We start from the raw sequence: 25,873 nt of genomic DNA, 5'->3' as shown, positions 1-25,873 counted from the left end.
CGCCACCCGGTCGGCACGCACCGCGCCGCCTGCGCAACGCGGCCCGCCACCGCGATGCCACCGCCACCACCTTGCCGTCGCCGCAGCACCCCCAGCATGCGCGCAGCACCGCCCAGCAGCCCGGTGCGGCTCCCCCGGCAATGGACTGAAACCGGTACGACCGGACTCCCCCCTTGGCGCAACATACCCCTCTATAGCGGACAACCGGCGCCGGCGGGCCGTCCCATCCCGGAACATGCCCCCCATCATAAGAAAAACCGCGCCGTTGCCGCCCGCGATCAGCCGCCGCCCGTAGCCGCGACACGCCCCCGAACGCGGAACCGATCGCCGCGCAAGGATTGATCGCACGCTCTTTCGCGCTAGGGGGCGTCGGAATGAAACGGACGCGCGCGATCCCGCGTTGTACATTCCAGTACATAAAAAGGTTCGAGACAAGCATGCCAGAGGCTTTTCGTGCGGCGCGCGACGCGCTCGCCTTTCTCGAGGCACATCGTCTCGCACCGGTTGCTGAAAATTATACCTTCGCGCTTGCCGTGGTCGCCGATCCCGGATCGGACCTGGCGCGCGCCGTGGCGGCCGAGACGGATGGCGGCCTGAGGCTGACCGCACGCGCGCTCGAAACGCTCAGCGAACGCCATCTTGCGATCAAGCGCGACACGACCGCCGAACGCGACAGCGCGGTCACCGCGCGCGCCAACCAGCTTGGCGCGCTGACCACCGATGCGCAGACGCTGACGCGGTCGCTCAGCCACGACGTCAGCGCGATGGCGAGCGAGGCGGAGAACTGGCCCGATGCGACGCTGCTCGTGACCCGGCTGGCCGATGCCGAACGCGAGCTGGCCGAGCTGCGCCGCGACGTCGCCCGGCTCCAGTCCGACCTCGGTTCGCTCGGTACGGCGCGGCACGATCCGATGCGCGACGCAGCCACCGGCGCGCTGACGTCCGAGGGCGCGCGGCCGATCTTCGCACAGCTGGCCGAACAGGCGCGAAGCTATGTCCTCATGATCTTCAGCGTCGCCGATCTCGCCGGGGTCAATCAGCGCTTCGGCCACGCCGTCGGCGACAATGTGCTGAGCGCCTTTGTCGCGAACCTGCGACGGGTGTTTCCCGACGAGGAGATCATTCGCTGGACCGGCAATGAATTCGTCGTGGTCGTCACCGATGTCGCCCTGACGGCAGCCCGCGATCTCGCCGACGAAGCCATCGCCGCCTTCGAAACCCGCCGCCTCAGGCTGCGCGGCAGCGGCGCATGGATCGGCCCGGTCCGCGCACTCGCGGGACTGGTCGTCGGCCAGGGCGACGACCAGGACGCCGCCCTGAGCCAGGCCCGCGCCGATCTGTACCGTGCCACCGTCGAGGGTTTCGCCCCTGTGGACAGCTGAGCGGGTCGGACCCGACGGCTCGCTCGCTCCGGCTGCGATCATGGATTCGATAAGTATCGGCATTATGGCGTTTCTATCCCGCGATCCACGCGTTCCAGCGCGATGAGCACTTCGCACCATGGCCGCTACGCCTATCGCCCGATCGTCGACCGCCCGGACTATGACTGGCCCGACGGCCGCCGCCTCGCCATCTATTTCGGGGTGAATTACGAGGTGTTCGATTTCGGCGGCGGGCTGGGTCCGGAACTGGCCCCCGCGCAGACCGACCCGGACGTGATGAACTATGCCTGGCGCGATTATGGCAACCGGGTCGGGGCGTGGCGGTTGTTCGACCTGTTCGATCGGCTGGGCCTGCGCACCACCGCGCTGCTCAACGCCGACGTCCTCGATCGCTGCCCCGGGCTCGCCGAGGCGTGCCGCGACCGCGGCGACGAGATCGCGGCGCATGGCGGCACCAACGCGACCGCGCAAGGGTCCCTTGCGCGGTCGCGCGAGAACCAGGTGATCGCCGACGTGACCGAGCGGCTGGCGACACTCGGCGTACGTCCCACCGGCTGGCTGGGTCCGTGGATCTCGGAGAGCGACGCCACGCCGGACCTGCTCGCCGAAAACGGCTATCGCTATGTCCTCGACTGGGCGCATGACGACCAGCCAACCCGGCTCGCAACCTCTCATGGCGGGCTGCTCTCCATCCCCTATTCCCAGGAAATCAACGACCTGCCCGCGATCATCGCGCGCAAGCAGGAGGCGGTGACGTTCGCGGCCATGATTCGCGACGGCGTCGAACAGCTGCTGTCCGAATGCGACCGGCGTCCACTCGTCCTCGGCATCGCGCTCCATCCCTATATCATGGGACAGGCACACCGCGTCCCCGCACTGGCCCGCGTACTGACCGAACTCCGCGCGGCGAACGATCCGCGCATCTGGTGGACCACCGCCGGCGACATCGCCGCGCATGTCGAGGCGAACGGGCTGGCCGCCTGACCCCGCACTCACTCAGGCTTCACGACCGCCGCGCCACAGGCTCTCCTTCAACGGGCCGATCAGGTAGTCGAGCGCGGACCGTTTCCGGAGCGGCACGAGGATCTCGGCGGGCATGCCCGGCGTCAGTGCGCCGGGCCCCTTCAGCGCGACGAGCGTCCGATAGCTTTCCGGCAGGAGCGACGCCTCCGCCCGGAAGAAGCGGTTGCCGGTCCGCTCCTCGGTGAAGCTGTCCGCCGACACCGTGTCGATCCGGGCGTCGAGCGCGGGCATCGCGCGGTCGTGGAATCCGGTGAAGCGGACCTGCGTCGTCTGGCCGGGGCGCATGTCGTCGGCATCGTCGGGCGAGACCTGCACCTCGATGACCAGCGCCCTGCGATCGGGGACGATCTCCATGAGCGTCTGCCCCGGCGAGACCACCCCGCCGATCGTGTAGATCGTCGGGCCGACGATCGTGCCGGCGACCGGCGCGCGCACCATCGAACGGGCGAGCTGTTCGCGCGCCGCGAGCAATTTGGGCTGCAGCTCGTTCATCCGCACCAGCAGATCGCGCAGGCTGCCCTCCACCTCCTCGATCTGGCGACGATCGACACCCGCGGCCGAGAGTTCGGCTTCGCCGATCGCATCGCGCGTCTGGAGGATCTGCGCGCCCAGCGCGCCATGCTCACCGTCGAGCGCGGCCTGCGTACGCTCGAGCGCGCGGATCCGGTTGATCGAGGCAAAGCCCTTGGCGGCGATGACCCGCATCCCCGTCAGCTCGTCGTCGAGCAGCGCGCGTTGCCGGCGGTTCGCCGCGATCTGCTCCCCGAACCCGCCAATCTGTTCGGCATTGGCGTGGGCGCGCCGCATCCACACCGCCTTCTCGGTCTGCGCGGTCCGCAGGCGCGCCGCCAGCAGCAACCGCTGCCCGCGCAGCGCATCCTCCGCCAGCACCCGGTCCGCCGCCGGCAGCGCGCGGAACTCGACCGGCTCGGCCATCACCGCGCGCCGGTCGCGTTCGGCGAGCAGGCGTTCGCGCTGCGCAAACAGCATCATCAGCTCGGCGGTCATCCCGCGTTCGAGCGCATGCAGGTCCGCCGACGCGATCTCGAGCAGCACCTGCCCGCGCGCGACCTTCTGGCCTTCGACGGCGCGCAATGCCGTGACGATGCCGCCGTCGCGATTCTGCACCGCCTGCCGCTTGCCCGACACGATCACCGCGCCGCGGGCATAGACGCCTGCGTCGAGCGGCATCATCGACGCGCCCCCCAGCAGCCCGATGAAGAACAGCGCCGCGACGCGCAGGCCGCGCCGGATCTCAACCCGCGCCGAATCGTCGATCATGCTCATGACACAGCCCCCTTCAGTCCGACGACATTGCCGCGGCTCCCGCCGGCGCGGCGCGCCAGCTCGGCCAGAACCTCCTCGGCCGGACCTTCGCAGTCGACCGACCCGGCGTTGAGCACGAGCAGCCGATCCGCGGCGGCCAGCACGCTGGTGCGATGCGCCGCGATCACGATCGTCGCGCCGCGCTGGCGACTGGTTTGCAGCGCGCGCATCAGCGCCGCCTCGCCCTCCGCGTCCAGCGCGGCATTGGGTTCGTCGAGCAGAAGGATCGGTGGGTCGTCGAACATCGCCCGCGCCAGCGCGATCCGCTGCCGCTGACCCGCCGACAGCGCCAGCCCGCCGCGCCCGATCGGACAGTCATAGCCGCCGGGCAGCGACAGGATCAGCGCGTGGCACCCCGCGACCTTGGCCGCGTCGATCACCCGCCGGTCGAACGAGACCGGGTCCACCGCGTTCGGATCGGCGAACCGGGCGATGTTCTGCGCCACCGTGCCCGTCAGAAAGCCGGGTTCCTGCGGCACATAGCCGCGATACCGCGCAAGCCGCTGCGCATCCCAGAGGATCGAGTCCGCGCCGTCGAGCAGCACCTGTCCGGATTCGGCCGCGATCCCCCCGGCGAGGATGCGGATCAGCGTCGTCTTGCCCGCCCCCGACGCGCCGACGATGCCCAGCATCTGCCCCGCCTGCAGGTCGAAGCTCACGCCCTTGAGCAGCATCGCCGCGCCATCGCCGCTGCGCGTGGTGATCTTGCGCGCGGTGATCCGGCCGAGCGGCGCCGGCAGGACGGTCGCGGGCGCCGCCGCCGCGTCCGTGTCGAACAACTGCTTCAGCGATTTCAGCGCCTCGTTCGCGCTCTGCAGGTTCGACCAACCGCCGATCAGCAGCTCGACCGGCTGCAACGCACGGCTGAGCAGCACCGATGCGGCGATGATCGATCCGACCGAGATCTGCCGCTGGACCGCGAGGATCGCGGCGAGCCCCAGCGCCAGCGACTGGAGGAACAGCCGCATGAACTTGGCGATCGCGGCATAGCGCGCGGTCGCCATCTGCGCCGCGGCCAGCGCTGCCTGCCCGTCGCTGCGTTCGGTGATCTGCCGGTTGACCATCGCCCGGCCCATGCCCAGCGCGCGGACGAGCTCGGCCTGCTGGGCGATATCCTCCTGGACGATCGCCGACCGGGCATTGGCGGTGTGCGCAACGGTCATCAGCCCGCGCGTCCCCCGCTCGGACATCCATGTCAGCACCGCGAGGCACGCGCCCGCAGCGATGATGAACAGCCCCAGCAGCGGATGGATCAGCACCGCGGCCAGAACATAGATCGGCGTCCAGGGCGCATCGAAGATCCCGACCAGCGTCGGCGCGGTGATCACCTGTCGCAGCGTGTCGAACTCGCGCATCGCCTGTGCCGTCGTCGGGTCGCGCTGCCGGGTGTGACCGCGCTCGATCAGCCGCGCCAGGATCGCCCGCGACACGCGCTGGTCGAGCCGCAGCGACACCTTGACCATCAGCCGCGACCGCAGGGCCTCCAGCACCCCGATCGTGGCGATCGCCGCCCCCAGCACCAGCGTCAGGATCACCAGAGTGACGACGCCCCCGGTCGGCACCACCCGGTCATAGACCTGCATCATGTACAGCGTCGGCGCGAGGTACAGGATGTTGACCAGCGCGCTGAACAGCAAGGCGGCAAGGAGATGCGACCGACAGCGCGTCACCGCATCCCGTACCGGCTGCGCCAGCCGGTCCCCGAACATCTGCATCATCGATCAGAACCCGAAATCGCTGTGGTCGATCGTCGTCGCGTTCACCCCGGTGAGCGTGATCGTCTGCGTGCCGATCGTGATCACCGTGTTGACGCCGACCTGCGAAATCAGCACCTGTGCCCCGAAATTGGCGGCGGTGATGCCGCAACCCGAAACATCGAGCAGGTCCTGTCCCCCGGCCGCATCGAAGTCGAAATCGACCACCGTGTCATTGCCCTGCCCGGTCACGAACACGAACACGTCGTCGCCCGTGCCCCCGGTCAGCCGGTCGCTGCCGGTGCCGCCGACGAGCCGGTCCTGCCCCGCGCCGCCCAGCAGCTGGTCGTTGCCCCCCAGCCCCTGCAACAGGTCGTCGCCGTCGAACCCGGACAGGATATTGCCCGCGCTATTGCCCGTCAGTGCGTTCGCGTCGGCATTGCCGTTGCCGTGCACCCCGGAAGTGCCCGTCAGCGTCAGGTTCTCGAGCCCGTCGGCCAGCGTGAAGGTGATGCTGCTGGTGACGAGATCGACGCCGTCCCCGTCGGTCTCGTCGACGCTGTCGCCCAGAGTGTCGACGATGTAGATATCGTCGCCGAGACCGCCTGCCATCACGTCCGCGCCGGTGCCGCCGTCGAGCGTGTCGGCGCCGCCACCGCCGAACAGCTGATCGTTGCCGGCCATCCCGCGCAGCGTATCGGCCCCCTCCATGCCCGACAGGATGTTGACGCCGGCATTGCCCGTCAGGATATTGGCGTCCGCGCTGCCCGTCGCATCGATCGCCGCCACCCCGCTCAGCGTCAGACGCTCGACCCCGGACCCCAGCGTGAAGGACACGCTGCTGGTGACCGTATCGAGACCGTCGCCGCCGGTCTCGTCGACGACGTCGCCGATATCGTCGACGACATAGCTGTCGTTGCCACGCCCGCCGGACATCACGTCCTGGCCCGTGCCGCCGTCGAGCGTATCCGTGCCCGCGCCGCCGAACAGCTGGTCGTTGCCGGCAAAGCCCGACAGCGCGTTGGCGCCGTCATTGCCGGTGATGACGTTATCGGCGGCATTGCCCCGCCCCGCGATTCCCGCCGTCCCGGTCAGGGTAAGGCGTTCGACGCCGGCGCCGAGCGTGTAGGTGATGCTGCTGGTGACGGTGTCGATACCGTCGCTGCCGGTCTCGTCGACGATGTCGCCGGTCGTGTCGACGCTATAGAGATCGTCGCCGTCGCCGCCCGTCATGATGTCCGAGCCGGTGCCGCCGTTCAGGATGTCCGCGCCCGCACCGCCGTTCAGCCGGTCGTTGCCCGACAGCCCGATCAGCGTGTCGTCGCCGTCGAGACCCGTCAGCGTGTTCGCCGCACCATTGCCCGTCAGGATGTTGGCGGCGGCGTTGCCCGTGGCGCTCGGCGAACCGCTCCCCGTCAGCGTCAGATTCTCGACACCGGCGGCGAGCGTGAAGGTCACGCTGCTCTTGACCAGGTCGACGCCGTCGCCATCACTCTCGTCCACGACGTCGCCGACATTGTCGACCGTATAGATGTCGTCACCCGTGCCGCCGGACAGGCTGTCCGCACCGGTACCACCATCGAGGTCGTCCGCGCCGCCGCCACCGAACAGCTGGTCGTTCCCCGCAAGCCCGCGCAGCGTGTCCGCTCCGTCCAGCCCGGTCAGCCGGTTCACCCCGGCATTGCCCGTCAGGACGTTCGCATCGGCATTGCCCGTCGCGTTGATCGCCGCACTGCCCGTCAGCGTGAGATTGTCCACCCCGGCCGCCAGCGCGAAGCTCACGCTGCTGTTGACCAGATCGACGCCGCCGCCATCACTCTCGTCGACGGCGTCACCGACATTATCGACCGTATAGGTGTCGTTGCCGAGCCCGCCCGCCATCGCGTCCGCACCGGTGCCGCCGTCCAGCCGGTCGTTGCCGCCGCCGCCGGTCAGCCGGTCGTCCCCCGCGAGCCCCGCCAGACTATTGTCCCCGTCATTGCCGGTGACGACGTTCGCAGCGGCGTTTCCGGTGGCGTTCAGCGCCGCGATCCCGGTCAGCGTGACGTTTTCCAGCCCCGTCGCGAGCGTGTAGGCGATGCTGCTGATGACGGTGTCGGTCCCGTCGCCCCCGCTTTCGCTGACGACATCGCCGGTGCTGTCGACGACATAGGTGTCGTCCCCAAGCCCGCCCGCCATCGTATCCGCGCCCGCTCCCCCATCAAGGAAATCGGCACCGGCGAGCCCCGTCAGTGTGTTGGCGGCACCGTTGCCGGTCAGCACGTTGTTGCCCGCATTGCCGGTACCGCTGATCCCCGCGGAGCCGCCGAGCACCAGATTCTCGACGTTCGCGCCCAGCGTGTAGCTGATGCTGCTGGTCACCGTGTCGGTGCCGCCTTCGCTGCCCTCGACGACCGTGTCGCCGCCGTCATCGACGACATAGGTGTCGTCGCCCAGCCCTGCCGCCATCCGGTCGGCCCCGCTGCCGCCGTCGAGGCTGTCGTTCCCGTCTTCGCCGAACAGACGGTCGTCTCCGTCCAGCCCGAGCAAAGTGTCATCGCCGCCGCGCGCGAAGACGAGGTCGGCGTCCTCCGTGCCGGTGAGCGCGTTGGCCTCCTCGTCGCCGAGGATCGCGTAATCGGGGATCGCGACCGCCATCGTCGCGTCGGAATAGACCACCGCCTCCGGCTGGTTCGTCCCCTGCGTGCTGAACCCGCGATTGTCGGTATAGTTGGTCGCGACGCGCAGCGGCTGGCCGATATCGTCGACCGTGACCTTGTACGTGTCGTCGGTCGCCCCCGCGATATCGACCCACGTCCCTTCGACCTGACGCTGCCACTGCCGCGCAAAGCTCGTCGTGCCGTCATAATCAATGAAGCTGCCCGTCGTGACCGTCAGCACCTGATCGATTTCCGGCTCGACGTTATCGATTCCGAAGCTGCCGACATGCTGGCGGTTGATCTCGGCGACGCTGTCGGCGAACTGGATCCGCTCGACGTTGCGCAGCATGTCGCTGCCCTCGTCACCGACATTGTCGACGACGCTGACCCGCCCGTCGGGCCGCAGCGTGATCGTGAAGTTGGAGCGGTTGCCGATATAGACCGCGGTATCCATCCCCGACCCGATCGTCGCCGCACCCGTGGCATAGCCGTTGACGGTCTCGCGGTAGACGATCTCGCGCGACGCGACGAGCTGGCCGGGGTTGATCGTCCCGTTCAGCAGCCGCGCCTGGATCTCGGTCAGCGAATCCGCGCGGAACAGCTCGGCGCCCGACCCGTCCTTGTTTTCGCGCACGCTGATGAAGACGTGCATAAAGGCGTCGCCGTCGATGATGTCGTTGCCCGCGCGCCCCTTGATGACGTCCGCACCGCCGCCGCCGATCAGCAGGTCGTCGGTCGTGCTGCCGTCCATCACCAGCGCATCGACATCGTTCGCATCCCAGGTCTTGAAGCTCAGCAGCTCGCGCAGCCCGGTGATGAGCCGCACGCCGTCCTCGTACAGGTTGTTGCCGAGGATCCGGGGATTGTCGTCGCCGAGCAGGTCCGGGAAATTGGCGCCCGTGCTGACGAGGCCGAGCGGGATCTGCCGGCCGGTCAGCGTGTCGGCATATTTCCAGCCCGACAGCGCCTCGACCAGGTCGTTGCGGTCGCGCAGCGTGAACGCCTGCTGGTTGACCGCGGCACTCAGCCCCAGATCCGAATTGGCGGCGGTCGTATCACCCTGGTGGATGACCCAGTCGAACCCGGCCATGCCGTTGTTGCGCTGGATCCCCGCCCCCTGGATCATGATGTCGTCGCCGCTCTCCCCGTCATAATCGGTGTCGTTGCCGCCGCCGTTCAGGATGTCGTGGCCGATGATCGGGCTGTTGAAGAACAGGTTCGAATTCTCGCCCGTCACGCTGTCGAAGCCGTCGCCGCCCTCGATCCAGTCGTCGCCTTCATTCCCCATCAGACCGTCGCTGCCGCTGCCGCCCAGCAGGAAGTCGTTGCCGCGGCCGGCGAACATCTCCTTCGCGTCGGTACCGCCGACCATGAAGTCCTGGCCGCCGCCACCGAACATGATGTCGAGCCCGGAGCCGCCGCTGACGACGTCATTGCCCTCGCCACCGCGCAGGAAATCGTCGCCGAACGGATCCTCGATGATGTCGTCGCCGTCGCCGGCATAGACCTGATCGGATTCCGTGCCCGCGTTCAGGTAATCGTCGCCGCCATCGCCCCACAGCGTATCGATGCCCTTGTCGCCATAGAGCCGGTCATTGCCCTCGGTCCCGCCGAGCACGACATGCTCGCCGCCGCTATATTTGAGCATCCCGCCATCGTCATGGCCGTCGCCGTCGACGTCCGCGCCCGGGGCGATCCGATCCACCTTGGGATCGAACGCCTGCTGGAAACTGTCCTCCCAGACCGGATCGAACGTGCCGCCCGCCAGATACGTGCCGTCCTCGCCGATATTGGTGACCTGCGGCGTCAGCGGATCGAGCTCGAGGATATAGTCCGCGGTGTTGAAGATCTGGCCGTCGATATGCGTCGAATGCACGTCGCCCAGATCGGAATTGCGCATCACGAGATCGGCGAAGCTGCTCTTCTCCAGCTCGTTGAGCATGTTCATGCCCTGGGTGCGGCTGAGATAATAGAAGCGGTCGCCGTTCTGCAGGCTTTCGAGCTGGTGCTCGAACACATAGTTGAACGTCGAACCCAGCATCCCGCCGAATTCCATCTTCTCCTCGGCCAGACCGCCGATCCACAGATCGACCAGGTTCAGCCCGGTTTCGTGGCTATTGACCCCGTCGACGATGCTGGGCGCCCAGTTGCCCTTGCTCTGCAGGAAGTTGAGCCGATCGGCAGGGGCCTGGAGCACATGCTCCTCGACGCCCATCGCGTCATTCGCATGGACGACGATATCCGCGCCGCCCATCACCAGCAGGGTCGCGGCGGCGCGCTTGCCCTCCAGCGTCGTCTCGCCGGTGATCAGCGGATGCGTGCCATAGGCGGCGACAAAATTGACGATCGACAGCGGGTTTTTGATGTTCTGCGCGAAGTCGAACCAGCTCGTATAGGGTTTGAGCTGCGACTCGTTGGTCGAGGCATAGAGCTGCGCACGCACCACGTTGAACGCCGCCACCCCCGCATCGCGGCCGCGCGCGATGTTGAGCGCGGCGAGGTCGAGCGGCAGCCCGACCAGGAAATTGCGCAGCGAATCGGGCACGAACTCGTCGATCTCGCTCCCCTCGACGCGCGTCATCCCGCGGATGATCGCGCCGGCGGCGATTTCGGCATCCTCCTCGCCGGTGACGGGATCCAGACCCGCTTCGCCAAAGGCCTGCGGGTTCAGGAACGCCTCGACCAGGCTCAGCGACTGGGTCGACAGCGTCGGATCGGTGATCTCGATCGTGTCGGTCAGCATCGAATGGCCGAACCGGTACACGGCATGCGCGAACTCGGCGGTGATCGCAGGATCGATGTCGGCGGTATTGCTGAAGATGAACGGATCGATATTGGGCTGGATCTGGCGCGCGAATTCCTCGAACACCAGATGCTGATACTGCATCTCGGTGCTGAACCGCCCCGCCTGGAACAGCCGCTCGCCATCCCAGTCGAGCGCGGCGATCGCCTGCGTCTTCGCCGTCCCGGTCAGCGCCTCGATCGCATCGAGCTCCGCCTGCGTGATCGCGCTGCGCGTGCCGTCCGCGACGGGCCGCAGCCATTCGTTGACGATGGCAAGGTCACCCGATGCGATGATCGTCAGCTTGTCCGCCTCGACCACGCGGTTGTGCTCGGAATGGAAGACCGTGTGGACCGCGGTCAGCCCGATATTCTCGTTGCCGCGGCCGTCGCCCGTGACGAAATGCGCGTCGAGCATCTCGTTGTCATAGGTCAGCGGGTTGTTGTCGTCGGCGATCAGGTCGCGCGCGTTGATCACGCCGTCCAGATTGACGTCGCGCAGGTCGTCGAGCGTGATCGCGTGGTCGCCATCCACATCGACGATCCGCCCCTCGCCCGCGACCAGGTCGGCCTCGTCGGACACGCCGTCGCCATTAAAGTCGAGCATGTCCGTATCGGCGGTCTGCCGCACCGCGGGCGTCGCCGGATTGTGATCGAGGTCGACCAGCACCGGCTCGGCATGATGCGCGATGTCGTTGAGGAACGCGTGGCCGGTGAAATAGGCATTGGCCGGAACCGCCACGCCCTCGGCCGTCCCCTCGAGCAGCGTGCCGTCCTTCAGCATGATCTGGGCATAGCCGTTCGCGCCGGGGATGAACCGGCCGTACGCGTCGGTCAGCAGCAGCGGCACATTGTGCACGTCGTAATCGTCGAGCCGGATGCCGAGCATCGTCAGCGCCTGCGCCTTGGTCTCGGCCCAGTTCGCCATCCCGCCGATCGCGCCGTCGAGCAGCCGCCCGGTCGAGACCGCATGCGAATCCTTCACCCCGTCGCCGTCCGAATCGACCGAGAATTTATACTCGCGCAGGAACACCTGATGCGACGCATGCGACGTATAGGTCTGGTTCTGGTCGATGAACGGCGTCGTCGTGTTGACCGTCTCGGTCCCGCCGACGACCGGGTTGCCGTTGGCGTCATATTGCGTCGACCGGGTCAGCGGCATGAAATTGGGGCCGCCGGGGACATAGAGCGGATCGTCGGGCTGCAGCGGGATCAGCACCGTGCCGTTGCCGCCCTTGGTGATCAGGTCGAGCCCATGATCGAAAAACTGGCCGAAGAACGTCATCCACGCGTTGAACGACGGCGACAGGCCGATGTCCGGCGACAGGTTCGGGATCGACGCCAGTTCCTCGTTGGTCGGGATATAGCCGTCGGGCGGCGCGTCGCCGCCATGCGCATCGGCATAGGCCGCCTGCGCATGCGCGTTGACGTACCAGGCGGCGATCGCCGCGGGATTGGTGTTGGTCATGTCGGCGATCAGGTTGCTGATCAGCCGCGGGTCGGCATCGACCACGCTGCCCGGCGTGCCGTAATCGGTGTTGGTCAGGACCGGCCCGCCGGGCCCGGTGCCGAACGTCGCGCCGTCGTTCAGGTTGCGGAACACCGGCGTCGTCAGCCGCGGCAGCAGCTGGTCCGCCGCGCCCAGCACCGCATTGCCCGGCAGCAGGTTGTTGTAGCTGCCGTCGACGGTCCGCAGACCATAGGGGATCAATTGCGCCTGGGGACCCAGGATATCCACGAGTGACTCGCCAGCGGCATTGCGCTCGCTGATCCTGATCTGCGCCAGGATGAAGTTCAGATCTCCCAGATCGACGGTAAAGTCACCAGACATGATGCAATTTCCCCTCTGAATGACGAAACGCGAAACGTCTCGAGCGATCGTGATCGGGTCGTGATCGAAGACCGGCACACGTCGTGACGCCAACCTTCCATTCTTCGTTCGGCGGGATAAGGCCCATGAAGGACCTACGCCGGCCCCTGGCAGCCTAGGCCCTGTCCTAGGCCGAACGGCCGGGTTCGGCGCCGCTTCGCCTGGCGATGGACCCGAACACGCTTCGGATCCCGGTCTGTGCGAGGTCGAGCGGGGCCATGCGCGGCGCTACCCCGCCGCCAGTGAGGGGGGGCTCGTTCCGGCGGCGGGGTCCCGATCCGGCGAGCGAGTCAGCCGGTCGAGACGATACTGGACACAAGAGCCGCCGGGTCAGCCCCGGCGGCGTGCCAGATGACGGATCATGTCCTCGAGCGCGACCGACGGCTGGTCGTGCATCGCATAGCCCGCGACACGCGTGTCGGGCGCGAGGACATAGATGAGCGAGGAATGGTTGATGCTGTGCCCCATCTCGCCGGGCCTTGGCGGGATATGCTCGCGCGCGACGTTGAACGCCTGGGTCGCGGCGGACAGCTGCGCGCGCGTCCCCGTCGCGACCACCAGCCGCCCGTCGAACTTCTTCGCCAGCGCGCGCATCGCAGCGATGCGATCGAGCTCGCCGTGGCCGTGATGCGGGGCCGCCTGCAGCGCCATCGCCGCCGCCGCGCCCGGCCGGCGGAATCGCACCACGCCGAGCGGCGGCACGTCGATGTCGACGAACAGCGCACGCGCCGCGATCCCCGACTGGCGCAGCCGTTCCGCCGTCTGCACCATCCGCGGAATGGCCATCGGGCAGCTCGCGCGGCAGCGGCTGTACCCGAAGAACAGCAGCGTCCAGCGATCGCGAAAGTCCGAAGGCCCGATCGGGCGGCCTGCGACATCGGAAAAGTCGAACGCTCCGCCCAGCTGCGTGGGCATTGCCGCATGCGTCGCATGGCCGGGACGTGCGGACGGGGGGGCGGACGGGGGGGCGGACGGGGGGGCGGATCGGGTCGGGGGTGTGGTCATGATACGACAATCTGCGTCTTGGCCACGCCGCGGCCATTGTCCTGGACGCGGCGGGTGATCCAGTGGAGATATTCGATCGTTGCGTTGATCGCGCCGCGCTGAGTCGCGGTGATCAGGAAATCGAGCCGAGCGGCGCTGGTCAGCTCGATCGGCGTGCCCGCGGGAAAGACGATCGGCGCATTCCAGTTTTCCTTGCCCAGCCGGTGCCCGTCGCACGACACGCAGGTCACCGGCACCTGGAACGTCACCCGAAGGATCGAGTAGCTCGCGTTGAGCAGCCGGATCAGGATCGTGTCGCCGACCCGCGCCTTGGCCGCGACTTTCTGATCGGTCATCGTCTTGGTCGGGAACACACCGTTGATCAGGAAATATTTGGGCTCGAACCGGTTCAGCCCGACATTCTCGCCGCACATGCCCGCATCATGGTTGTTGCTCAGCACATTGTGCCAGCGCGCATCCATGTCGTCGCACACCCAGAGCCGCTCGACCTGATAGCGCTGGTACGGCGCATTCGCCATCGGCGACGAATAGAGATAGCCGGGCCCCTCCGGCGGATCGACGATCAGCCCGCCGAACATCCCCATCTCGAAATGCAGCGGCGTGTTGCGGTGGCAGTGATAGAAGAAGGTGCCCGGGCTCGACGCTTTCCACTGATAGGTGAACTGGTTCGCCACCTCGAACGACACATGGCCGACGCCGTCATGCATCGTCGTCGGCTCGATGCCGTGATGGTGGATCGTGTGCGCATGCTTGGCGGTGAGCAAAGTGACATGCACGATCTGCCCCTGCCGCACGCGCATCAGCGGCGAGGGATAGGGCGATTTGATGCCGCTCGCCGGATCCTCGAACGCCCAGTAGCGCAGCCGTACCCCGTCGGGCGCAACCAGTGTGCCGCTGGTCGTCACCTGCCGGACGAAGCTGATGTCGGGCGTCAGCCGGTCGGGCGTCGGCAGGCTCGCCTTGAAGACGTTGCAGCCGAACGTCTGGAAATTGGTGACGCCCTGTGCCGCGGTCTTGGTCCAGTCGATCCCCGACGGACTGATACTCTCATCGCCCATGGTCATTCCCCATCGTCTCGACCGGATCAGAAGGCGTAGATCGGGCTGGTCATCGTCCAGTGCGTGACCAGTCCCTGCGGATAATTGCCCCCGCCCGCGGTCTGCGACATCTCGGTGTGGCAGTGCATCACGTATTTCAGCGGGAACGGCTCCTCCCTCGGTGGCCAGACCGGTACGTCGGGCGGCCGCTCGAACGGCAGGATCATGTCTTTGCGGTCCATCGGCTGCATGACCCACACGTCGCGTTCATAGACGTTGGTCTCGCAATAGGGGACGCCGCTCGCATCCGCCTCGGTACATTCGAACAGGTGATTGCCGTGGATGTGCGCCGAATGCGTGCACAGCCCGGCATTCATCACCCGCAACAGCGTCGGCTGACCCTGCTTCCCGACCGGCTCGATCGCCTGCGCGGCCGCCCTGTCGACGCTGGCCGTGGTGTCGTGGACCGCGGTATCGAACCCGCTCAGGCCGTTGATGTGGAAATAATCGGGCAGGAACGCATCGATCAGCGCCTGGCCCGATATCCGGTACCCCGCCGCCACGCGCGCGTTGATCGCCGAATCGGTCTGCGAGAACAGCCACAGCTTGTCGCGTGCGGGATCCCCCGCCTTCCACCGCTCGCCGGGAAAGCGCGGATGCCGCCCGAACGCATCGAACACCGCGGCGATCTGCGGCGTGTGCATCGCGCGACTGAACGGCGTGGCCGAGCCCGCAACCGTCGTGCCCAGCGCAGGGTCGACGATGAAGGCGCCGTGCAGCCCGAGGATGCGGTTGAGCGGCGGCTCATACGGGTCGTGATAGAGATAGGAGCCGCCGACCGGCGCGACGAAATCCGGCACCTGCCGCGTCTGGCCGGGGGGAATTTCAGAGACCGTCGCCTGCGGGATGCCGGTGATCGCAAAACCGTGCGGGACGAGGTCGTTGTTCGTGATGCTGATCGAGACGGGTTCGCCCTCGCGGTACCGCAACACCGGCTGCGGCTGGCCGCTTTCGTGAAAATAGAACACCATGTAGACGATCTTGCCGTCGATCATCTCCTTCTCGACCGGCTCGATGACCAGCCGGAGCGACTGCGCAAGATCGGACGCCGCCGATAGCGACATCGGCGTCGGCGCCGGGCTGCTGAGCGGCGTGTCGGTCGGCGTGATCATCTGCTGCGCCGTCGCGGCGAGCGCCACCGTCGTTGCGCCGGCCCCAATCTTCAGAAAGTCCCGGCGCTCCATCGACTATCCCCATGACGTTCGCGCAGCGCAATATCTGCCCGATTTCCCGGTATTTAGGTGCCAGACGCTGCTGCAGGATCAAGTAGGCCGCTCGGTCTAAGACCATGGACGATGCAGGGCCCGGGCGGGTCGCCGCGCGGCATGGCTGTAGGCCGGGTCAATAGGCCTGCGCATGCACCGACGCCACCGCACCGGTCCGGTTGTGCACCCCGAGCGCCTTGAACAACCCCGACAGATGCACCTTGATCGTCCCCTCGGCGAGGTTGAGCGCATGCGCGATCTCCTTATTCGACGCGCCCCCGACGAGCAGTTGCAGCACCTGTTGCTGCCGCCGGGTGAGCGCGCCCTCGGCCCGCACCGAGTCCGGTTCGGGCGCCGACAGGTCGCCGACCATGTCGGGCAGATAGATATGGCCCGCGGCGACCATCCGCACCGCCTTGGCGATCTCGTCCATCGGCATGGATTCGAGGATATAGGCGTGCGCGCCCGCGCTGATCAGCGACAGGATCTTCATCCGCTCGCGCGTCTGCCCGACGACGATGATCCGAAGGTGCGGGTAAGACAGGCGCAGCCGGCGCATCATCCCGTGACCCTGGCCGTTCAGAACATCGGTATTGATGACGGCGAGCTTGGTGCAGTGCGCCCTCAGGAGATGCGCCTGGACGCTGCTCCAGTTCGATGTCGTCAGAACCGTATCGGCTAGATGCTGCTGGCTGAGAATGCTCGATATGGCGTAGCGAAATATTTCGGCATTGCTTGCGACAATAGCGTTGGATCTATCCAATTCATCATTGTGAATGATCTGCTCATTCATGACGCCCCTCCATTGGATGTTTTTGTAATATTACGCGATAATCTTACCAAAGCTGCCTAGATCATTGACCGAGGCTGCGACCACGCCGGGTCTTAGGCAAGTCCGTACGGATACGGACCCCAGACAGTCTGTTCAGGCTTGGCACACCATGACCACCACACCGGCTTTGCTTCAATTTGAGACGGTTGCACTGCGCGAAGACCCCGGCAGGTGTCTGGAAACCCCTGTGCGGAAAGCGTAGCATTTTGGTTCTTTCCGGCGGATTCGAATTTGGAGCGATCGTGCAGCGGCTATGGGCCATCGTCGACCAGCAGGAGACCGCGTCCGACTGGCGCTGGAACCTGCTGCAGGGCGTGGGTTTCGGCAGCGCCGCGCTGGTTGCCACGGCGGTCGGCCGAAACCTGTTCGGGATCGACCTGCCCTTCACCTTCGCGCTGGCGGCGATCGCAATCGGCGCCGTCCTCGGGGGTGCGCTAACCGCATGCGTAGGCGCCGCGACGACGATTCCCACCGCACTGGTGTTCAGCGCGCACCATCCGCTCGTGACGCCGCTGAACACGCTGGTCGTGACCGGTTTTGCGATCGTCCTTGCGCTGTTCGGCGGTCGCATGACGCTGCTGCGCCAGCGCGCCGGCCTCGCGCACCGCCGGTCGCACCAGCGCGAACTCTGTCTCCACTCGATCTTCAACACCACCCCCGCAGCGATGCTCATCGTCGACGCGGCGGGCGACATCCTCGCGATCAACCGGAGCGCGCGCGGCATCCTCGGGATCACCGACCCCGATGGCGGACGCCTGCGGCTCGCGGACCTGCTTCCCGGCCTGCCCGACCTGTCCGGCGAGACCGCGACCGCGCACGAGCTGTGCCGCGCCGATGGCACGCGTCTCGCGCTGTCGCTGTCGAGCGGCCCGCTGCCGTTCGCCGCGACCGGGCTGCGCACGCTCCATCTCCGTGACGAGACCGAACAGGTCGCCGCCGCCGAACGGCTCGCGCTGCTGCAGGCGGAGCTCCACCAGCTCGCACGCGCCACCGCGCTCGGCCAGCTTGGATCGGCGATCGCGCATGAACTGAACCAGCCGCTGGCGACCGCCGCGAACTTCGCCACCGTTGCGCAGGCGGCGCTGGCGCGCGGCCGCGACACCGTCGAGGTCGGCGCGGCGCTCGACGGCGCGGTCCAGGAAATCTTCCGGGCGGCCGCCGTGCTCAAAAGGCTGCGCCGGTTCGTCGAGCGCGGCCCGCTGCAGGCGCAATGGGTCGATGCGCGCGACATCATCGCGGAGGGGGCGACGCTCGGCATGCTCGCGGTCCGTCAGGCCGGAGCGGAGCTGAAGGTCAGTATCGCGCCCGATCTCGGCGAATTGTGGATCGATGCGATCCAGATCCAGCAGGTCCTGCTCAACCTGATCGCCAATGCGGCCGATGCGGTGTCCGACACGGCGGTCCGCGTGATTGATCTGCGCGCCGTCTCGGGGCCGGACGGGCAGTGCACGATCACCGTCTCGGACACCGGCCCCGGCATCGCACCCGGCCAGGAACAGGCGATCTTCGCCCCATTCCGGACCAGCAAGCCCCACGGTCTCGGTGTCGGGCTCGCCATCTGCCGCGCGATCGTCGACGCGCATGAGGGGACGATCACCGCCGCGACGAACAGCGGCGGCGGCGCGACCTTCCGCGTCTCGCTGCCGCAGCGTCCTGGTATTGGGTCCAGTGGAGAAATGGTCGCCCATGCCGCGTGATCGGCCGATCTACATCATCGATGACGAGCCCCAGATGTGCCGCTCGCTCGAAATGCTCCTCGCGCTGGAGGATTTCGAGACCCGATCCTTCCCCAGCGTCGAGGCGTTCTTCCACGACCTCCCGCGGCTTCCGCCCGGGATCATTCTCAGCGACGTCGCGCTGGGCGGCCTCAGCGGTCTCGAGCTGTTGCAGACCCTCCCATCGCTCGACCGGTCGGACCCGGTGATCCTCGTCACCGGTCACGCGGATATCCCGATGGCGGTAGCGGCGATGAAATCGGGCGCCGCCGACCTGCTCGAAAAGCCGTTCGAGGCGCAGCGGCTGCTCGGCGCGGTGGCGGCGGTCCGCGACCGGATCCTGCAATCGACCCTGCTCGAGCAGCGCCTCGCCTCGCTCTCGCACCGCGAACGCCAGGTCCTGCGCCAGATCGTCGAGGGACTGACCGCGAAACAGATCGCGACGCGGCTGGATATCAGCCCGCGCACGGTCGAAACCTACCGCGAGCATCTCATGCGCAAGACGGGCGCGACCAGCCTGGCGCAGCTCGTCCGGTTCGCGGTCGAGGCGCGCGTCACATGCGTGCCGTTGTAAGAAACAGGTGATCTTAGGCTATGCTTAACCCCGCCGCCCCATAGCGTCGTCGCAGGGAGACCGTGGCTATGGTACTGGAACAATACAGTTTTGATAATGTCGCGCTGCCCGAGCTCGACACGATGCGCGTCGAGGACCGCGACACCCTGCCGTTCGGGGTGGTCGGGTTCGAAGCCGACACGCTCGTCCAGGTCTATAACGCGACCGAGGCGCGGATGTCGGGCCTGGATCCGGCGACCGTGATGGGCGTGCCGTTCTTCGATGCGGTGGCGCAGTGCATGAACAATTTCATGGTCGCGCAGCGGTTCGAGGACGAGCCCGAGATCGACGACATCGTCCCCTATGTCCTCACGCTGCGGATGCGCCCGACCAGGGTCCGGCTGCGTCTGCTCGCGACACCCGGCATTGCGCGCCGCTATATCCTCATCGAACGCTAAGCCGCTTCGATGAGCGATAGGTCGAGCGAGGAAGAGCTTCTCGAGTTTCTGTACGCCTGCCCCGTCGGCCTGATCGAGTGCGACAGCAGCGGCGCGATCGCGATGATGAACCCGCACGCGATGCAGCATCTCCTGCCGCTCGCCGGGCCGCGCGATCCCGGTAACCTGTTCGCCGCGCTCGAACATCATGCGCCCGAATTGCACAGCATCGTCGCGGCCTATGCGCCGGCGACGGGGCGGATCTGCGACGGCCACCGGATCTTCGTCGATCTCGCCGCGCGACGGCGCACCACCACACCCAAGGTGCTGGCGTGCACCCTGGTCAAGCTCGGCCCCGATCGGCTGATGGCGACGCTGTCCGATATCAGCGAACAGGTCGCCCAGGAGGCGCGGCTGCGTCAGGCGGATACCTGGTTTGCGACCCTGCTCGACAGCGTCAGCCATTATGCTGCGCTGACGATCACCCCAAGCGGCGAGATCCAGTCCGCCGACGCCTGCTTCGCCCGCCAGACCGGGCACGCCGCCGCCGATGTCATCGGACGCCACCTCTCCGAGATCGGCGGGAGCGAGGCGAGCGGCGGCGATCTTCGCCTCGACGAGCAGTTGCTGATCGCCGCGCGCGAAGGCTGGCATCTTCAGGAAGGATGGCAGCAGCGCGCGGATGGCGAGCGCTACTGGTGCCAGCGGCTCGTCGTCGCGCGATCCGAACGGGGCGAGCCCCGCGCCTCCGGCTTTTCCGTCATCCTGCGCGACGTGCCGCGGCGTGGCGAGGCGGCGGCGGACATGCGCCGCCTGTTGAACCATGATCACCTGACCGGCGCCGCCAACCGACGGCATTTCGGCGAGGTGCTGAAACGCGAACAGCGGCACTGGCGCGAGCTGCGGCACTCGCTGTCGCTGATCGTTCTCGACCTGGATCATTTCAAGGCGGTCAACGACACGCACGGCCACCCGGTCGGCGACACGCTGCTCCGCCGCGTTACCGATGTCTGTACCGCGCTGCTCCCGCCCTGCGGAATATTCGCGCGGCTCGGGGGCGAGGAGTTCGGCGTCCTGCTGCCGCGATATGACGAGGATCAGGCGGCGGCGCTCGCCGAGGCGATGCGCGCGGCGATCGCCGGAATCGCGGTCGACACGCCGCGCGGTGGCTTGAACGTCACCGCCAGCCTGGGCTGCGCCACGCTCAACGAAACCGACGGTTCGATCGATGCGCTGCTCGCGCTCGCGGATGATCGCCTCTACGCCGCCAAGCATGCCGGACGGAACCGGGTCCGCTCGCGCGAGACCGCGACCGCGTGACCCGGCCCGGACTGTCGCGCGCCGCGGTGCACCGCATCGCCTGCGCGGTTGTCGCGACCGAGATGGCGCGGCTGCGCGATCCGGCCCCGCCGGCTGCGACACGGGGCGACTGGCCCGAAGCCATGCCGATCGGCGACGAGGGCCTCGGGCTCGATTCGATGGAGCAGCTCGGCGCGCTGGGCGCGCTGGCCGAGGCGTTCGACCTCGACGACGATACGCTTGGCGAGGGTCCGCCGCAGACGGTCGGCGCCTGGACCGACTGGATCCTGCGTGCGCACGCTCCGGGCCCCGGCCGGATCGCGGTGCGGACGTCCGGCTCGACCGGCAGCCCGCGCCTGTGCATCCACGCCGTCCCCGACCTGCTCGACGAGGCGGCAGTCTTCGCGACACGGTTCGCCGATCGGCGCCGGGTCGTCGCCTTGGTCCCCGCCGATCATCTCTACGGGCTGGTCTGGACCGCGCTGCTGCCCGACGCGCTGGGCGTTCCCGTCGTCGTGCGGACGATCGGCGCACCGCTGTCGCTCGAGGCGGGCGATCTCGTCGTCGCGGTGCCCGACCAGTGGCGCGCGCTGTCGCGGATGATGCGCCACTGGCCGGGGGATGTCATCGGCATCAGTTCCGCCGGGCCGCTCGACGACGCCATCGCCGCCATGCTGCTCGCGGCGGGGCTTGCCGGGTTGGCCGATATCTACGGCGCCTCCGAAACCGGCGGTATCGCGATGCGCACGCTGCCCGCGCTCGATTATGATCTGCTGCCCCGCTGGCAGCTCACCGCCGCCGACCCGGATGACTGGCGGCTCGTCGACTGCGACGGCCGGCACCACGACCTACCCGACCATGTCGCGCGTCTCGGCGAGCGCGTCATTCGCCCGGTCGGCCGGCGCGACGGGGCGGTCCAGGTCGCCGGGCACAATGTCTGGCCAGGGCGCGTCGCCGGCGTGCTGCGGACGGTGGAGGGTGTCGCGGACGTCGCGGTGCGGCTGCACGGCAATGGCCGGTTGAAGGCGTTCGTCGTGCCGCACCCCGGTCAGGACCCCGCCCGGCTGTCCGCGCGGATCGAGCAATTCGCGGCGAACCGGCTCACCGATCCCGAACGTCCGAAAGCCTATCGCTTCGGCACGGCGGTGCCGCGCACGGCCTTGGGCAAGCTCGAAGACTGGGGCTGATGCGGCCCCGACAGCGTCTAGCGCCCAGTCAGCGCATAGCCGCGGGTCTTCTCGCCGAGTGCAGCAAAGATCGCGGCCTGATCGAGCAGCAGGTGACGCTGTTCGTCGGTCTTCGCAGCCGCAGCCGCGGCCAGCGCGTCGATCGTCAGCCGCTCATAGTCGGGGGTCGGGTCTTGGTCTGGCATGGGTCTGCCGTTCATTCCTCTTCACGATGTCCCGTGACGATAAATGGCCTGCCTCCGGCCGCAACCTGCTTAAAACGCTGCTTAACTGGCCAGAGAGGTCGCGCATGTCCGGGCGCCGTCGCACGGCTGCGGATACTATTCCGGCATCGGCATCGCGGATTTTCGCCGTCACGGTCGCCGTCACGGCCGTGTAATCTGAGTTAAGATTCTGACCCATATAGACGCGTGACAACAAACCCGTCCTGCCACATCGCGCGCAGCACTGGATCGAGAATCTCGTCATAGGGGCAAAGCGCGAGATGGGCGACCGGATCGCTCGCGGCGATACGGCCGTCATTTCTGGCTTTCAAACAGTCTCTTGCGAAATCCGGCATCCTGCGGCCCCACTGCTGTCGTCGCGTTGTCCGATCCATGCTCAGATCCTTACAAAAGGGGCAATGGCTTGTCCCAAACCGACACAGCGCCCCGCGCCGCGCGGGGACATGGTTCGCCACGCCGCGAGCCGCACGGTCCGCACTGTCTCTACAGAATCGACGATCGCGGCCGACGCTCTACGCAAGTACAGCCGGACCAGCGAGACTCACCCGACGGCCGGACGCGGTAGATGAACCAGCAACGCCCGCCATCGCTCGCAAGGATGTTCGCCAAACGTCTGAGCCTGTATGCCCTCCGACATTGCCGCACTGCAGCAAAGTCTGTGAACATTGCAGCGGCCATTTATCGCACCCGCCTTTAACCTTCCCCACAGCCGCCTATCTCAAGGAAAAAGCATCCGGCCACCATTGTGCAGTGATAGCGCTATCGATATCATCCCGAAAACAGTCGAAAAGGGGAGAGCGGATATGCGCATCGGATGTCGCGGCAACGAAGTCGTTCGAGGGACAGGACGTCGTCTTGCATGGCTGGTCGGCCTGACGATCGCAGTCGCCCCGCCCGCGCTGGCGCAGTCCTCCGACACCATGGCGTCGATCGCCATTCCCGCGCAGCCCGGCGCGATCGATCTCGGCACCGGGAAACTCCCCGGAGCGACCGCTCCCGAAGCCTGGCACAGTCAATATGGCAGCGTGTTCGCGCGCAACGTCACGGTCGCGACGCTGACCCCCGTCCTGCCCGATCCCGCCAAGGCCAACGGCACCGCGGTGATCGTCGCGCCGGGCGGCGGGTTCCGCACGCTGTCGATGGAAAATGAGGGCTGGGACGTGGCGCGCGCGCTCGCCGCGCGGGGCGTCGCCGCGTTCGTGCTCAAATACCGGCTGAACCAGACGCCGGCGGATCTCGAAACCTTCGCACGTCCCACCCCCGCGGGTGCCCCCCCGGGCGCAATGCCGCCACGCCGGGATCCCGCGGCGATGATGGCGGGCCTCGCGCCGCAGATCGCCGATGCGCGCGCGGCGTTCGCGCTCGTCCGCAAGCGGGCGGGCGAATGGCATGTCGATCCGGCCCGCATCGGCATGATCGGCTTTTCGGCGGGCGCGATGCTGACGATGGCGACGACACTGGCAGGTCAGGACGCGAAGCCCGCATTCATCGGCAACATCTACGGCCCGCTCGCCGCGATGACGGTGCCCGCCGACGCCCCGCCGATGTTCGTCGCGCTGGCGGCGGACGATCCGCTGTTCGGCAATGCCGGCTACGGGCTGATCGACAGCTGGCGCACCGCCAAACGCCCGGTCGAGTTTCACCTGTACGAACAGGGCGGGCACGGCTTCGGCATGTATCCCAAGACCACCACGAGCACCGGCTGGTTCGACGAATTCGCGCGCTGGATGGCAATGCACGGCTGGATCAAGCCCGCGCAGTAACCGCGCCCCTCACGACGCGATCGCCGCCTCCAGCGTCTGCAGGAACCGCGCCGGCGCCTCGACCTGCGGCGCATGACCCAGCCCCTCGAGGCGGATCAGCCGCGCGTCGGGGATGCGTCGTGCGGCGGTCACCGCCGCCTGCGGCACGGTCTGCACCTGCGCCCGCCGGTCGGGTGCCGCGCGGTTCGCCCGGAACGCGGTCAGATCACGGTCGCCAATGATCAGCCGCACGGGCATCGCCAGCCGCGGCAGCTCGGCCGCGACCGGCTGGGTCTGGATCATGTCCGACAGCCGCGCCTGCGCATCGCGCACGACATCGCCGTCAGGACCGGCATATTGCCCCGCCAGCATCGCCACCCAGCGATCATAGGCCGGGCGCCATTCCCCGTGATAATAGTTGCGCAGCTGATACGCCTTGATCGACGCGGCATCGGTCTTCGCCTCCTCGGTCCGCAGCGCGCCGAGATCGGTATAGGGCACGCCCTGCGCCAGCGTGTCGTTCAGCCCGAGCGGATTGACGAGCACGAGCCGCGCCACGCGTTCGGGATGGAGCAGCGCGAACCGGGTCGCGAGGATCCCGCCGGTCGAATGGCCGACCAGAATTACCTTGCCCGCCCCGGCCCGGTCGAGCAGCCCGCGGGTCAGTTCGGCCATCGCATTGAAGCTGTACTGATAGCCCTTGGGCTTGGACGATTTGCAGAAGCCGACCTGATCGGGCGCGATCACCCGGTAGCCTGCACCCGCAAGCCCGCGCGCGGTCTCGTCCCAGGTCGCGGCGCAGAAATTCTTGCCGTGCAGCAGCACGACCGTCGTGCCGTTCGCGCGCGCGGTCGGTGCGAGGTCGAGATACGCCATCCGCACCGCCTGCCCCTGCGACGATCCGTCATACCAGCGCAGCGACGCGGGATAGGCAAAGCGCTCGAGATTGGCGCCAAGCGGCACGGTCTGGGCAAGGCCCGGCGTGGCGGAGGCGGTGAACGCAGCGATGGCGGCGATCGCGGCGGGGATTTTGAAACGGATCATCCGCCTCTAACGACCGGCCGCGGCGAGGTGTCCCGTCCTACAGGCCCGGGCCGTCCGCGTCATATTTGAGTTCGAGATACCGCCCCTGGATCGCGATCTCGTCGAGGCTGGTCCGCCCGAGGCATTCGCCGGCGCGCGCGAGCTCGGCATCGATCAGCCGCAGTCCGTTGATCAGGTGATCGTCGGGCGTCCGGCCATCCGCCTGCATTTCGCGCCGCGCTGAAATGCCGACCATCCGCCAGCTGTCGACCAGCGCGGGCAGCTCGACCGCGACCAGCTTGCGGATCGACGCCGCGGCCGGGCTACGCGGATCGAGCCGGGCGAGGCGCGGCGCCAGCGCCTCGAACCGGCTGCCCAGGGCATCGGCGAGCCGCAGCGCGGGCAGCGGCATCCCGCGGCGTTGTGCGGCGAGCCAGATCCCCGCCTGCTCGGCGAGCCCGGCCAGCCCGGCCTCCACCAGCGCCTCGCGTCCCGGTGCGCGCGGATCGGCCTGCGCGACGATCATGATCACCAGCAGCAGCATCAGCGCCGCTGCGACGGCAAGCGCCAGCATCGCCGGCAGGACCGCGGCGAACGCCGCGCCGCCGAGCAGCGAAACAATCGCCGCGAGGACCAGCCGGACCATCAGCCGCTTCTGCCGACGCGCCCTCGCCTCGCGCTCGCGCCGCGCCTGCTCGCGGCCCTCGGGAGACAGCCGCCGGAGCAGCTCTTCGGCCTGGGTGAGCCCGACATCGGCGAACCCTGCCGCGACGCTGCGGGCACGGTCGATCATCGGGGCGCGCTGACCGCTATTGTCGTCCATCGCGCGAGGATGCCGG

Annotated in this window: 19 protein-coding genes; 8 read left to right on the top strand and 11 right to left on the bottom strand. The window is 67.8% G+C overall.

Features of this window, described 5'->3' with window-relative positions; genetic code table 11:
• Window positions 1–437 precede the first annotated feature (437 nt).
• Together IFT54_RS03685 and IFT54_RS03680 are read left to right on the top strand one after the other, a co-directional pair.
• On the top strand, window positions 438–1,382 hold the full coding sequence (locus tag IFT54_RS03685; protein ID WP_192069594.1) for a GGDEF domain-containing protein: 945 nt from the start codon (window positions 438–440) through the stop codon (window positions 1,380–1,382).
• Between the two features lie 102 nt (window positions 1,383–1,484).
• Window positions 1,485–2,366, top strand: coding sequence for a polysaccharide deacetylase family protein (locus tag IFT54_RS03680; RefSeq protein WP_192069593.1), 882 nt, complete (start codon window positions 1,485–1,487; stop codon window positions 2,364–2,366).
• Between the two features lie 12 nt (window positions 2,367–2,378).
• Here IFT54_RS03680 and IFT54_RS03675 read toward each other — a convergent pair whose 3' ends face one another.
• The 7 genes from IFT54_RS03675 to IFT54_RS03645 all read right to left on the bottom strand — a co-directional run bounded on the left by IFT54_RS03675 (window position 2,379) and on the right by IFT54_RS03645 (window position 16,785).
• Entirely contained in the window at window positions 2,379–3,692 is a 1,314-nt protein-coding gene (locus IFT54_RS03675; protein ID WP_056673914.1) for an HlyD family type I secretion periplasmic adaptor subunit, read from the bottom strand.
• Window positions 3,689–5,449, bottom strand: a complete 1,761-nt coding sequence (locus IFT54_RS03670) for a type I secretion system permease/ATPase (RefSeq protein ID WP_192069592.1) — start codon at window positions 5,447–5,449, stop codon at window positions 3,689–3,691. Before IFT54_RS03670 ends, IFT54_RS03675 begins: the two co-directional genes overlap by 4 nt.
• A 3-nt stretch (window positions 5,450–5,452) precedes the next feature.
• On the bottom strand, window positions 5,453–12,676 hold the full coding sequence (locus IFT54_RS03665; RefSeq protein WP_192069591.1) for a peroxidase family protein: 7,224 nt from the start codon (window positions 12,674–12,676) through the stop codon (window positions 5,453–5,455).
• Between the two features lie 369 nt (window positions 12,677–13,045).
• Window positions 13,046–13,720 (bottom strand): SCO family protein, encoded by a 675-nt coding sequence (locus IFT54_RS03660; RefSeq protein WP_192069590.1) that lies wholly within the window; start codon window positions 13,718–13,720, stop codon window positions 13,046–13,048.
• Window positions 13,717–14,778, bottom strand: a complete 1,062-nt coding sequence (locus IFT54_RS03655) for a multicopper oxidase domain-containing protein (protein WP_192069589.1) — start codon at window positions 14,776–14,778, stop codon at window positions 13,717–13,719. Before IFT54_RS03655 ends, IFT54_RS03660 begins: the two co-directional genes overlap by 4 nt.
• Before the next feature lie 26 nt (window positions 14,779–14,804).
• Window positions 14,805–16,001 (bottom strand): multicopper oxidase domain-containing protein, encoded by a 1,197-nt coding sequence (locus IFT54_RS03650; protein WP_192069588.1) that lies wholly within the window; start codon window positions 15,999–16,001, stop codon window positions 14,805–14,807.
• A 157-nt stretch (window positions 16,002–16,158) separates the two neighbouring features.
• Entirely contained in the window at window positions 16,159–16,785 is a 627-nt protein-coding gene (locus IFT54_RS03645) for a LuxR C-terminal-related transcriptional regulator (protein WP_192069587.1), read from the bottom strand.
• Window positions 16,786–17,096: 311 nt separating this feature from the next.
• On the opposite strand from IFT54_RS03645, the gene IFT54_RS03640 reads away from it, so the two are divergent.
• From IFT54_RS03640 to IFT54_RS20870, 5 genes are all read left to right on the top strand, one after another.
• Window positions 17,097–18,551 (top strand): ATP-binding protein, encoded by a 1,455-nt coding sequence (locus tag IFT54_RS03640; RefSeq protein WP_192069586.1) that lies wholly within the window; start codon window positions 17,097–17,099, stop codon window positions 18,549–18,551.
• Window positions 18,541–19,143, top strand: a complete 603-nt coding sequence (locus IFT54_RS03635) for a response regulator transcription factor (protein ID WP_192069585.1) — start codon at window positions 18,541–18,543, stop codon at window positions 19,141–19,143. The genes IFT54_RS03640 and IFT54_RS03635 overlap by 11 nt, the downstream gene beginning before the upstream one ends.
• A gap of 68 nt (window positions 19,144–19,211) precedes the next feature.
• Window positions 19,212–19,580, top strand: coding sequence for a phosphonate transporter (locus IFT54_RS03630; protein ID WP_183937015.1), 369 nt, complete (start codon window positions 19,212–19,214; stop codon window positions 19,578–19,580).
• A gap of 9 nt (window positions 19,581–19,589) precedes the next feature.
• Window positions 19,590–20,879: a sensor domain-containing diguanylate cyclase gene (locus tag IFT54_RS03625; protein WP_192069584.1), complete on the top strand. Its 1,290-nt coding sequence runs from the start codon at window positions 19,590–19,592 to the stop codon at window positions 20,877–20,879.
• Window positions 20,876–22,045, top strand: a complete 1,170-nt coding sequence (locus IFT54_RS20870) for an AMP-binding enzyme (RefSeq protein WP_192069583.1) — start codon at window positions 20,876–20,878, stop codon at window positions 22,043–22,045. Before IFT54_RS03625 ends, IFT54_RS20870 begins: the two co-directional genes overlap by 4 nt.
• A gap of 17 nt (window positions 22,046–22,062) precedes the next feature.
• Here the strand turns inward: IFT54_RS20870 and IFT54_RS03615 are convergent, their stop codons facing one another.
• Window positions 22,063–22,230: a hypothetical protein gene (locus IFT54_RS03615; RefSeq protein ID WP_192069582.1), complete on the bottom strand. Its 168-nt coding sequence runs from the start codon at window positions 22,228–22,230 to the stop codon at window positions 22,063–22,065.
• A gap of 200 nt (window positions 22,231–22,430) precedes the next feature.
• Window positions 22,431–22,643 carry a hypothetical protein gene (locus tag IFT54_RS03610; RefSeq protein WP_192069581.1) on the bottom strand — a complete coding sequence of 71 codons (213 nt, stop codon included), beginning with the start codon at window positions 22,641–22,643 and terminating at the stop codon, window positions 22,431–22,433.
• Between the two features lie 429 nt (window positions 22,644–23,072).
• Between IFT54_RS03610 and IFT54_RS03605 the strand changes: the two genes are divergently transcribed.
• Window positions 23,073–24,032: an alpha/beta hydrolase gene (locus IFT54_RS03605; protein ID WP_192069580.1), complete on the top strand. Its 960-nt coding sequence runs from the start codon at window positions 23,073–23,075 to the stop codon at window positions 24,030–24,032.
• Window positions 24,033–24,041: 9 nt separating this feature from the next.
• Here the strand turns inward: IFT54_RS03605 and IFT54_RS03600 are convergent, their stop codons facing one another.
• Both IFT54_RS03600 and IFT54_RS03595 read right to left on the bottom strand, forming a co-directional pair.
• Window positions 24,042–25,055: an alpha/beta fold hydrolase gene (locus IFT54_RS03600; RefSeq protein ID WP_192069579.1), complete on the bottom strand. Its 1,014-nt coding sequence runs from the start codon at window positions 25,053–25,055 to the stop codon at window positions 24,042–24,044.
• Window positions 25,056–25,092: 37 nt separating this feature from the next.
• Window positions 25,093–25,857: a hypothetical protein gene (locus tag IFT54_RS03595; RefSeq protein WP_192069578.1), complete on the bottom strand. Its 765-nt coding sequence runs from the start codon at window positions 25,855–25,857 to the stop codon at window positions 25,093–25,095.
• Window positions 25,858–25,873: the final 16 nt, after the last annotated feature.

Source organism: Sphingomonas sp. CFBP 13714 (assembly GCF_014842205.1).
Taxonomy (GTDB): Bacteria; Pseudomonadota; Alphaproteobacteria; order Sphingomonadales; family Sphingomonadaceae; genus Sphingomonas; species Sphingomonas aerolata.
The sequence above is the reverse complement of the archived record's forward strand: the minus strand, read 5'-3'. Positions and strand labels throughout refer to the sequence as shown.

Coding starts and splice junctions, on each gene's coding strand:
- IFT54_RS03685 (WP_192069594.1), top strand. CDS start 438: ATGCCAGAGGCTTTTCGTGCGGCGCGCGACGCGCTCGCCTTTCTCGAG.
- IFT54_RS03680 (WP_192069593.1), top strand. CDS start 1,485: ATGAGCACTTCGCACCATGGCCGCTACGCCTATCGCCCGATCGTCGAC.
- IFT54_RS03675 (WP_056673914.1), bottom strand. CDS start 3,692: ATGAGCATGATCGACGATTCGGCGCGGGTTGAGATCCGGCGCGGCCTG.
- IFT54_RS03670 (WP_192069592.1), bottom strand. CDS start 5,449: ATGATGCAGATGTTCGGGGACCGGCTGGCGCAGCCGGTACGGGATGCG.
- IFT54_RS03665 (WP_192069591.1), bottom strand. CDS start 12,676: ATGTCTGGTGACTTTACCGTCGATCTGGGAGATCTGAACTTCATCCTG.
- IFT54_RS03660 (WP_192069590.1), bottom strand. CDS start 13,720: ATGACCACACCCCCGACCCGATCCGCCCCCCCGTCCGCCCCCCCGTCC.
- IFT54_RS03655 (WP_192069589.1), bottom strand. CDS start 14,778: ATGGGCGATGAGAGTATCAGTCCGTCGGGGATCGACTGGACCAAGACC.
- IFT54_RS03650 (WP_192069588.1), bottom strand. CDS start 16,001: ATGGAGCGCCGGGACTTTCTGAAGATTGGGGCCGGCGCAACGACGGTG.
- IFT54_RS03635 (WP_192069585.1), top strand. CDS start 18,541: ATGCCGCGTGATCGGCCGATCTACATCATCGATGACGAGCCCCAGATG.
- IFT54_RS03630 (WP_183937015.1), top strand. CDS start 19,212: ATGGTACTGGAACAATACAGTTTTGATAATGTCGCGCTGCCCGAGCTC.
- IFT54_RS03625 (WP_192069584.1), top strand. CDS start 19,590: ATGAGCGATAGGTCGAGCGAGGAAGAGCTTCTCGAGTTTCTGTACGCC.
- IFT54_RS03615 (WP_192069582.1), bottom strand. CDS start 22,230: ATGCCAGACCAAGACCCGACCCCCGACTATGAGCGGCTGACGATCGAC.
- IFT54_RS03610 (WP_192069581.1), bottom strand. CDS start 22,643: ATGGATCGGACAACGCGACGACAGCAGTGGGGCCGCAGGATGCCGGAT.
- IFT54_RS03605 (WP_192069580.1), top strand. CDS start 23,073: ATGCGCATCGGATGTCGCGGCAACGAAGTCGTTCGAGGGACAGGACGT.
- IFT54_RS03600 (WP_192069579.1), bottom strand. CDS start 25,055: ATGATCCGTTTCAAAATCCCCGCCGCGATCGCCGCCATCGCTGCGTTC.
- IFT54_RS03595 (WP_192069578.1), bottom strand. CDS start 25,857: ATGGACGACAATAGCGGTCAGCGCGCCCCGATGATCGACCGTGCCCGC.